The sequence below is a fragment of the Candidatus Amarolinea dominans genome (assembly GCA_016719785.1).
GTDB lineage: Bacteria > Chloroflexota > Anaerolineae > SSC4 > Amarolineaceae > Amarolinea > Amarolinea dominans.
Genome location: JADJYJ010000003.1, coordinates 397,708 through 407,325, shown reverse-complemented (window position 1 = coordinate 407,325; position 9,618 = coordinate 397,708). Strand labels below are relative to the sequence as shown.

6 protein-coding genes are annotated in these 9,618 nt (G+C 66.1%); all 6 read left to right on the top strand.

From position 1 onward, the window contains the following. Positions 1 to 2,543 precede the first annotated feature (2,543 nt). A complete protein-coding gene (locus tag IPM84_05220) occupies positions 2,544 to 4,028 on the top strand; it encodes a hypothetical protein (GenBank protein MBK9092168.1) in 1,485 nt (494 codons plus the stop codon). Between the two features lie 314 nt (positions 4,029 to 4,342). Next, complete coding sequence (locus IPM84_05215; protein ID MBK9092167.1) at positions 4,343 to 4,615, top strand: WXG100 family type VII secretion target; 273 nt, start codon at positions 4,343 to 4,345, stop codon at positions 4,613 to 4,615. Positions 4,616 to 4,623: 8 nt separating this feature from the next. Further along, complete coding sequence (locus IPM84_05210; protein MBK9092166.1) at positions 4,624 to 5,619, top strand: ParB-like nuclease domain-containing protein; 996 nt, start codon at positions 4,624 to 4,626, stop codon at positions 5,617 to 5,619. Next, on the top strand, positions 5,616 to 5,831 hold the full coding sequence (locus tag IPM84_05205; GenBank protein ID MBK9092165.1) for a hypothetical protein: 216 nt from the start codon (positions 5,616 to 5,618) through the stop codon (positions 5,829 to 5,831). Before IPM84_05210 ends, IPM84_05205 begins: the two co-directional genes overlap by 4 nt. Before the next feature lie 212 nt (positions 5,832 to 6,043). Next, a complete protein-coding gene (locus IPM84_05200; protein MBK9092164.1) occupies positions 6,044 to 6,574 on the top strand; it encodes a hypothetical protein in 531 nt (176 codons plus the stop codon). Between the two features lie 327 nt (positions 6,575 to 6,901). Beyond that, the gene (locus IPM84_05195) at positions 6,902 to 9,529 is read left to right on the top strand and encodes a hypothetical protein (protein ID MBK9092163.1); all 2,628 of its coding nucleotides are present in this window, start codon (positions 6,902 to 6,904) and stop codon (positions 9,527 to 9,529) included. The last annotated feature ends 89 nt before the right edge of the window (positions 9,530 to 9,618 follow it).

Below are 9,618 nucleotides of genomic sequence, written 5' to 3'. Positions count from 1 at the left end.
GCTGGGAGACAACTACCTCTATGGCGTTTATGCCAGCGGCAGCACGATCTATGCTGCGACGGCAATCGGCCTGTCTATCTCGACCGACGGCAGCAGCTTTGCCAACAAGACCACTGCGGACGGTTTGGGTCATAACCAGATCTATGGCGTTCATGTCACGGCCAGCGCGGTCTATGTCGCCACGGAAGGCGGCTTGTCCATCGGCGGTTGCGGCCCCCCGACGCCCACGCCGACGAGTACGCCGACCGCCACGTCAACGGACACGCCGACAGTGACCCCAACTCGCACGCCGACGCCCACGCCGACCGCCACGTCAACGAACACGGCGACGGCGACTCCGACTCACACCCCGACGGCGACCCCGACCGCCACGCCAACGAACACGGCGACGGCGACTCCGACTCACACCCCGACGGCGACCCCGACCGTCACGCCAACGAACACGGCGACGGCGACTCCGACTCACACCCCGACGGCCACGCCGACCGACACGCCTGTGCCGCCGACGGCCACCCCAACCGACACGCCTGTGCCGCCGACCGCGACCCCGACCGATACCCCGATGCCGCCGACGGCCACCCCAACCGATACGCCTGTGCCGCCGACCGCGACCCCGACCGCCACGCCTGTGCCGCCGACCGCGACCCCGACCGATCCCCCGGTGCCAGCGACGGCCACGCCGACCGACACGCCTGTGCCGCCGACCGCGACCCCGACTCGCACACCGACGGCCACGCCGACCGACACGCCTGTGCCGCCGACCGCGACCCCGACCGATACCCCGATGCCAGCGACGGCCACGCCGACCGACACGCCTGTGCCGCCGACCGCGACCCCGACCGACACGCCGACGCCGACGGCCACCCCGACCGCCACGCCTGTGCCGCCGACCGCGACCCCGACTCGCACACCGACGGCCACGCCGACCAACACGCCTGTGCCGCCGACCGCGACTCCGACCGATACACCGACGCCAACGGCCACACCGACCGACACCCCGCTGCCTGCCACTGCGACGCCAACGCCCACCCCGACGGCCGCGCCGACTGACACGCCAACCCCGACGCCAACGGCCACCCCGACTGACACATCTACGCCAACGGCGACGCGCACGCCGACCGCAACCCCGACGCGCACGCCGACAGTCACGCCGACGATCACCCCAACGCCGACGCCGACGCCGCCCGTCTGTCAGGCCAGCCCGCCCGGAACGTTTACGAGCAGGACGACGGCCCACGGCTTGGGCAGCAACCAGACCTGGGGCGCTTACGCCGATGGCGCCCTGGTGTATGTCGCAACCGCCAACGGCCTGGCCATCTCCGCCAACGGCGGCGCTTCTTTCGTCAACCGCACCACCGCCAACGGCCTGGGCCACAATGATGTGCGCGGCGTCCATGCCCTGGGCAGCACGATCTACGCCGCAACCCTGGGCGGCCTGGCGATCTCGACCGACGGCGGCAGCACCTTCATCAATAAGACCACGGCCGCGGGTCTCGGCCACAACAGCGTCAAGGGCGTGTTCGCCAACGGCAGCACGGTCTACGCGGCGACCGCGGGCGGTCTCTCTATCTCCACCGATGGCGGTGCGACCTTCAGCAACCGCACCACCGCCAACGGCCTGGGCAGCAACGACGTCAACGGCGTGGCCGCCAACGGTAGTGCGGTCTACGTCGCCACCACCGCCGGCCTCTCCATCTCGACCGATGGCGGAGCGACCTTCAGCAACCGCACCACCGCCAACGGCCTGGGCAGTAACCTGGTGTTGGCCGCCGCTGTGAGCGGTAACGCGGTGTATGCCGGCACGCAGTCGGGCCTTTCGATCTCGACCAACGGCGGCGCCACCTTTGTCAACAAGCTCGGTAACTCCGGCTCGACCAACAACGACGTCGGCGGCGTCTCGGCCACTGGCAGCGCTGTTTACGCCGCCACCCGTCGTGGCCTCTATGCGTCAACCGACGGCGGCGCCACTTTCACCCGTCGCACCACCGCCAACGGTCTGGGCAGCAACGACGTTCGCGGCGTCTTCGTCAACGATATCGTCTATGCGGCCACCAATGGCGGTGGGTTGGCCGTTGGCAGCTGCGCCACAGCCATGCCAACGCCCACGGTTACCCCAACGCCCACAGCTACGCCGACCGCTGCGCCCGGCCCTATCGCCACCGTGGTGGTTGACGCCGGCGTCGCAGCCACCCTGACCTACACCGCGACCTCCGGGATGCAGATCACGGTGCAGGTTCCCGGCGATGCGGTGACGCAGACCACCACGCTGACCATGCAGGAAGTCGGCTCTCAGCCATCGGCGCCGGTCGGCTTCCAGCTTGCTGGGCATGCCTTCACCCTGGACGCCTCGGTCAACAGCGTGTTGCAGCCCGGCTTCGTCTTCCTGGCGCCCGTCACCGTCACCCTGGATTATGCCGACAGCGACCTGGTCGGGCTGGATGAGAACACCCTGATGCTCTCCTACTTCGACACCGCCGCCAACCAGTGGTCTTCCCGCCGGCATCACACTCATCGAGCGTGACACTGTCAATAATCGCCTGGTTGTGACCATCAGTCACCTCTCGCTGTTCGCGGCTATCGGCGCCCCGCCGTTGCCCACCGCCACCCCCAACGGCAACCCCCACGGCCACAGGCACGCCGACCCGCACCCCGACGATCACGCCAACCCCAACCGTTACGCCGACGGCTACCCCCACGCCACACCAGGCGCGCCGCTGAGCTTCACGGCCAACGGCTTCGCCACCGGCATCATCACCTACACCACCGCCACGGCCGGACAGTCCTTCAGCGTGAGCTTCTACGTCTCGGACGATACCGTGCTGAGCAGCGGCGATGAACGCACGTCGGTGGTGACGATCGTGCCGGCCGCAACCGTGGGCAGCAAGCAGTTCGCCCTCGGTACCGAAATCGTGCTGCCGGTGGTGGACACGGACCGGGACTACTATCTGCTGGCGGTCTCCTCGCTGGGCCACACCGCGGTCTTCGACGGGGTCTATCACCTGGGCGCATCCCCGGTCTATGTGCATGGCGCGGATGCCACGGATGACAGCCTGACGGTCAGCAGCGATGGAACGATCAGCAACGTGACGTTCAATGGCAGCAGCTATGCCTATGCGACCGGCGATGTGACGGCCTTGTCGGTGCGCGCGCACGGCGGCAATGACAGCGTTGATGCCTCTGGGTTGACGGCGCCCCGCCCTTCCATGCTGTTCGGCGGAGTGGGTAACGATCAACTGACAGGCGGGGCGGGCAACGACCTGCTGCGCGGCGGCGCCGGCAATGACACCCTGACCGGCGGCGTGGGCGATGACACCCTGGCCGGTGCAGAGGGCGACGATAGCCTGAACGGCGGTGACGGCAACGACACGTTGGTTGGCCGCGATGGCAACGACACCCTCGACGGCGGCGCGGGCAACGACACGGCCACCTACCAGGTCGCGCCGGCGGGCATCACCCTTGACCTGGGCGCGGGTGCGGCGAGCAACGACGGGTTTGGCAACAGCGACGTGCTGGTGGTGGGGACCATCGAGAATGTCAACGGCTCCAACTTCGACGATGTCATCAGCGGCGACGGCAACGCCAACCGCTTGAACGGCAACAATGGCAGCGACACCCTGGCCGGCGGTGCGGGTGCGGACACGATCAACGGCGGCAATGGCAACGATCTGCTGGCTGGGGATGGCGGGGGCGATGCGATCTACGGCAACGCGGGCAACGACACCATGAACGGCGGTGATGACAATGACACGCTGGTTGGCGGTACGGAAAGCGGGCCGAACGATGACATCATGTACGGCGGCAATGGCGACGACACCCTCTCTGGACAGGTTGGCAACGACACCCTCGATGGCGGCGCCGGCGCGGACAAGGTGTTTGGCGACGCGGGCAACGACATCCTCTACGCCGGCGGCGGCTGCGGCGGCGACGGTGCGTTGGACACGGTCAAGGGCGGCAGCGGCGCCGACACCGCCTACGATGTGCTCAGCGGGCCGGATGCGGTCAGTACCGTGGAGAGTGTCATCTGCTAAACTTGGAATAGCGCCCCCCCACCCGTAGGTCACGTCTCCGGCGTGACGACGCCCTCTGCGGCAGGTCACGCTTCCCTGCGCCGACGCCGTCCGACCAGGAGGCCGGCCCTACAAAGACGCACCTCCTCTCCCCCCCTTCTCCTCTCCGCCGCGCGGAGAGGAGAAGGGGCCGGGGGTTGAGGTGAGGCCCGTATCTTCATCCTTGCGCCCGCAGCCCGGTCAGACTAAGCCTGATTTGCGAAATAAAAGAAACCAGCTACAATAGCGCCGCATCCAATCGTTCCTTTGCATCGCCTGAAAAAGGAGCATCCGCTGTGTCCCAAGCCATCGCTAACCCTGAAGAGCTAGAGCGCTTCGCGCGCGATCTCAAGCAGTTCAACGGCCAACTCAAAGAGAGCATGACACGTCTGAACGCCCAATTTCGCCAACTGGGCGACACCTGGCGCGACCAGGAGCACCAGAAGTACGGCCAGGAGTTCGAGCAGACGATGCGCGTGCTGGCGCAGTTCATGCACTCCTCTGACGAGCATATCCCATTCCTCTTGCGCAAGGCCAGCCGTCTGCGCGAGTATCTGTCGCAGCGCTAACACACACCATGTCCCCAACCGTCGAAGTCCGCGCCATTGACGCCCTCGAAGAGCTGCAGACCGGCCTGGTTCGCTACGCCGACCAGGCGCAGGCCACGCTGGCCGCGATCGCCCGCGAGGTGCAGCGCACGCTCGACTGGCTGGAGGAGCGCCAACGCCATTGGCGGGGCGAGGTGCAGCGCCGGCAAGAGGAGGTGCGACTGACTTTGGCGGCCTACCAGCGCTGCCTGAATTCCGGCGACCGCGACCATCCGCCCTCGTGCGGCCGTGAAGAACTGACGTTTCTCGACGCGCGGCGCCGCCTGGCACAGGCCGAGGCCGAGGAGCGCATGGCGACCCAGGCGCGGCAGGCGGTCCAGGCCGAAGCGGAAATTTACGCCCGCGATGCCAGCCGCCTGCGCGTCACCTTGCAGACCGAGACGGTCAAATCCATCGAAGTGCTGCGCAGCAAGGTCACCGTGCTGCGGTCGTACGCATCAGGCGGCATCACGGCCGGCGGTGTACTGGCCGGCGCGCTGGCGTTTGGCGCCGGGGTGGTCATCGGCGCCGCCATGAGGCGGGCAGGCGAGGACGGTTCCGCCGGAGCCGGGGCGCCAGACTCGTCTGGCCGGGAACTCACCCTGCAAGAATTCCATCCCGACATCCGCGACATTCTCTTGAACATGATTGACCTGGACGATTCGCCGGTGCGTGACGAAGCCGACTACCATAAAGTATCCAAGGCGGAGATGGTCGCAGGGTTTGCGAAGCTGACGCAGGTACGCCGCTGGATCAGCCAGGGTGCAACCGATCAATGGCTTTACGACGCGGCTCAGGAGGCGCGGGAGGGAGGCACGACAGAGGCGCAGAGCCACTACAACATCTACCGGGTTTTCTACGGTGACAATGCCATTGTCCTGGAACGAGTCGGCAACCGCTACCGGGTGCTCAACGGCTACCACCGGCTGGCGGTCGCACAGGAACTGGGCTGGACGACGATCCCGGCAAAGGTAATAAACTCATGACCACCCTTTCCGCCCACGCCGCCGATCTCGACGCCGCCTGGAAGCTGCTGCAGGCCCGTTGGGATGCCACCGGTGAAACCTGGAGCGACCAGGTACACGACGATTTTGCGGCGCACTATTGGCAGCCGCTGGAGCAGCAGACGCAGGCCGCGCAGCGCAGTCTGGAGCGATTGGCGCAGGTTGTCGCCAGGGCGCAGCGCGCGGTGAAGTGAGATGTTGGAGCACGCGGGCGTTTGGATCACGAAGACGCGAAGTGACACGAAGCACACGAAGCGCGAAGGACGCGAAGTGTATCCCCGTGGCAAACGCCTTCGCGCCCTTCGTGCTTCGCGGCCTTCGCGATCCTTCGTGGCTTCGTGCTCCAAACGCCCGCGTGCATTCATGCTCCAAACGCCCGCACCCCACAATCACTCGGAGGATACTGATGACCACACCCAATCTGATTGTTCAGCACCGTGAACTTGCCCGCTCGATACGCGAATTACGCCGTCAGAATGAGCAGTCGCTGGATGCCATGGCGGCTACACGGGCCCATGAGATAGCCGCCGCAGAACAAGCGCGTCTGCATGCGAACAGGCAATGCGATGCCCGTCTCGCAAAATTCCTCGCGCTTGAGCAAGGTGCTCGCGCCGTAGTCAAACACATGGGCGCTAAGGCATCCGACGCAGTCGTTGAAACCCCTCCGTTGATGCCGATTATAGATCCAGTACGGACACTAACAAAGTGCAAATCAGAGATAGAACGCATTCATGCTGGCTTAGTAGATAAGACAGTTCGCTTGAGGATCATGGATACTCCGCCCGATGTCAACCAAGCGGAAGTGAAAAAGATTCTAGGATTCAGCGGTGAAGGGCTGGTAGAAGCCGGAGACAAGGACATCTACAGTCTGCGGCTGGCCCGCGAGATAATCCCGAAGCTGAAAGAACTTGGCATCGAGGCGGAACTCGTGGTATGAGAGCCGTACTACCACAAAAGCAGTTTGTATCATGGCCCAGGAGACCACATCAATATGAACGATAGGGATCTATTTGCCCTTGTTTGCGTGGTTATTTCCGTTTGCCTTGTTGTTCTGTTTACCTATCTCCACAAAAAGTCAACAGAGAAAAAGAATGCCCTGGCTTCGGCAGTAACCGTCGTGGGTGCGCGTGCCAGGGCGGCGCATGCCCAAGCGCTGCAAAGCATCCAGGCAAACCACGCGCGCAGAGTTCAAGCGATTGACGCAGAGTACGAAACAAAAACGAAGACTGCCAATGCAGCCGTGTCGCAGCGAGCAGCAGGGCTGATGACTTCCCTGAAGGCGCTGCGTCTGCCGATTACGGGCCTGCCGTGGGCGCAATTCGGCGACGGCGCGCACCAGCCCGACGCGATCGGCATCACGCGCTTGGGCGACCTCGTGGCGCCAAAGCCGGTGCAGGACTTCCGCCTTCCCGCGCTCCTCCACCTCCCCGGCGCGACCTCCGTCCTTCTCAAAGCCGACCCCGCATCCAAGCCGGCTGCGGCCCGCGCGATTCAATCGCTCGCCACGCGGCTGCTGGCAACCATCCCGCCGGGCAAGCTGCGCTTCACCTTCGTGGATCCGGTGGGCCTGGGCCAGAACGTAGCGCCGTTCATGCACCTGGCGGACTACGACGAGGCGCTGGTGACGGGCAAGGCGTGGAGCGAGCCGATGCAGATCGAGGCGCAGTTGGCCGCGCTGGCCGAGCACATGGAGAACGTGATCCAGAAGTACCTGCGCAACCAGTTCGCGACCATCGAGGAGTACAACGCGCAGGCCGGCGAGGTGGCCGAGGCGTACCGCGTGCTGCTGGTCTTCGACTTCCCGGCCAATTTCACCGAGGCTTCGGCGCGGCGGCTGGTGAGCATCGCGCAGAACGGCCCGCGCTGCGGCGTCTATGCCATCGTCCTCGTGGACACGAGCAAGCCGCTGCCCTACGGCTTCAACCTGGCCGACCTGGAGAGTGCAGCGACGGTCATCGCCTGGGACGGCGCGGCCTGGCGCTGGCGCGATCCTGATTTCCAGGACTTCACGCTGACATTGGACGAGCCGCCGCCGGCCGCGCTGCTCGACCGCATCATCAAGGCCGCGGGCGAAGGCGCCAAGCAGGCCAGCGTGGTCCAGGTGCCGTTCGAGCGCATCGCGCCTCCGCGCGAACGCTGGTGGGACGCCAGCGCAACGACGGCCGAAAGTCTGCGCGTCAGGCTGGGGCCGTCGGGCGCGACCAAAGTGCAGGAGTTGGAGCTCGGCGCCAGGGGCACTGCGCATCACGCGCTGCTCGTCGGCAAGACCGGCTCCGGCAAATCCACCCTGATGCACACCATCATCACCAACCTGGCCCTCACCTACAGCCCGGACGAGGTGCAGCTCTACCTGGTGGATTTCAAGAAGGGCGTGGAGTTCCAGGACTACGCCCGCTGCCTGCTGCCGCACGCGCGCGTGGTCGCCATCGAGAGCGAGCGCGAGTTTGGCCTCAGCGTGCTGCAAGGCCTGAAAGCCGAATCCGACCGCCGCGGCAGGCTCTTCAACGCCACGGGCGCCAAATCCCTGGCCGACTACCGGGCGAAGCTCTCTCCCCCTTCCCCTCTCCTGCGAGGAGAGGGGAAGGGGGTCAGGGGGGATGAGGCGAGGTCGCTCCCGCGCATCCTGCTGCTGGTGGACGAATTCCAGGTCTTCTTCAGCGACGACGACGCCATCGCCAGCCAGGCCACGCAGCTGCTGGACGAACTGGTGCGCCAGGGCCGCAGCTTCGGCATCCACGTTCTGCTCGCCTCGCAAACGCTGGGGGGTTCGTACTCGCTGCCACGCACGACGGTGGATCAGATGGGCGTGCGCATCGCGCTGCAATGCTCTGACGCCGACTCGCGGCTGATCCTCTCCGATGACAATCCGGCTGCCCGCCTGCTGGAACGACCCGGCCAGGCGATCTACAACAACGCCAACGGCCGGCCCGAAGGCAACAACCCCTTCCAGGTGGCCTACCTGAACGATGAGCGCCGCGCGGTCCTGCTGGCTGAGCTGCAGGCTTTCGCCACGCAAAAACTGGGCCGCTACACCCCGCCCATCATCTTCGAAGGCAACGCGCCGGCGCAGATCGAAAAGAATGCCGCGCTCGCCGGACTGCTCGCCGGTAAACCGCTGGACGCCAAAGCGCCGCTGGCCTGGCTGGGCGACCCGATTGCCATCCGCGACCCGCTGGCCGCGGCCTTCCGCAAGCAGGCCGGCGCCAACCTGTTGATCGTCGGTCAAAACGAAGAAGCGGCGTTCGGCCTGTTCAGCGCGGCCCTGATGGCGTTGGCGGCTCAGACGCCAACCGGCGATGCCGCGGCCATCACCCTGCTGGACTTCAGCCAGGCCGACGAAGCCAACGCCGACTTCTATACGCGGCTGGCGACCCGGCTGCCGCGGCCGATCACGCTGGGCAAGCGCCGTCACCTGCCCGCGCTGCTGGATGAGCTGGCCGCGGAGGTGACGCGACGCATGGAGGATGAGGTCACGCCCCGCCGGCCGCGCTTCCTGTTTATCCACGGCCTGCAACGTGCGCGTGACCTGCGCCAGGAGGAAGGTCTCGGCAGCTTCGCCGCGTTCGACGCGCCGCCGGCCGCGGCCAGCCCCGCGCAGCAGTTCGCCACGATCCTGCGCGAAGGCCCGGATGTGGGCATCCACACGCTGGTCTGGTGCGACACGATGACGAATCTCAACCGCACGCTCGATCGCCGCATCCTGCGCGAGTTCGGCCTGCGCGTGGCCTTCCAGATGAGCACTGAGGACTCGTCCGCCCTGCTCGACACCCCGGCCGCCGGCAAGCTCGGCCCCTATCGCGCCTTATTCTACAGCGAGGATGAAGGACGCCTGGAGAAGTTCCGGCCGTACGGAGCGCCGGCGGACGCGTGGCTGACCATATCCACCGCTTGACGCGCACGAGGCTGGCGTCTATGAGACGCCAGCCTCGTGTGCAGTGATGAAATCATCTCAGTAAGATGGTGTTCATCTTGACGGGTAGC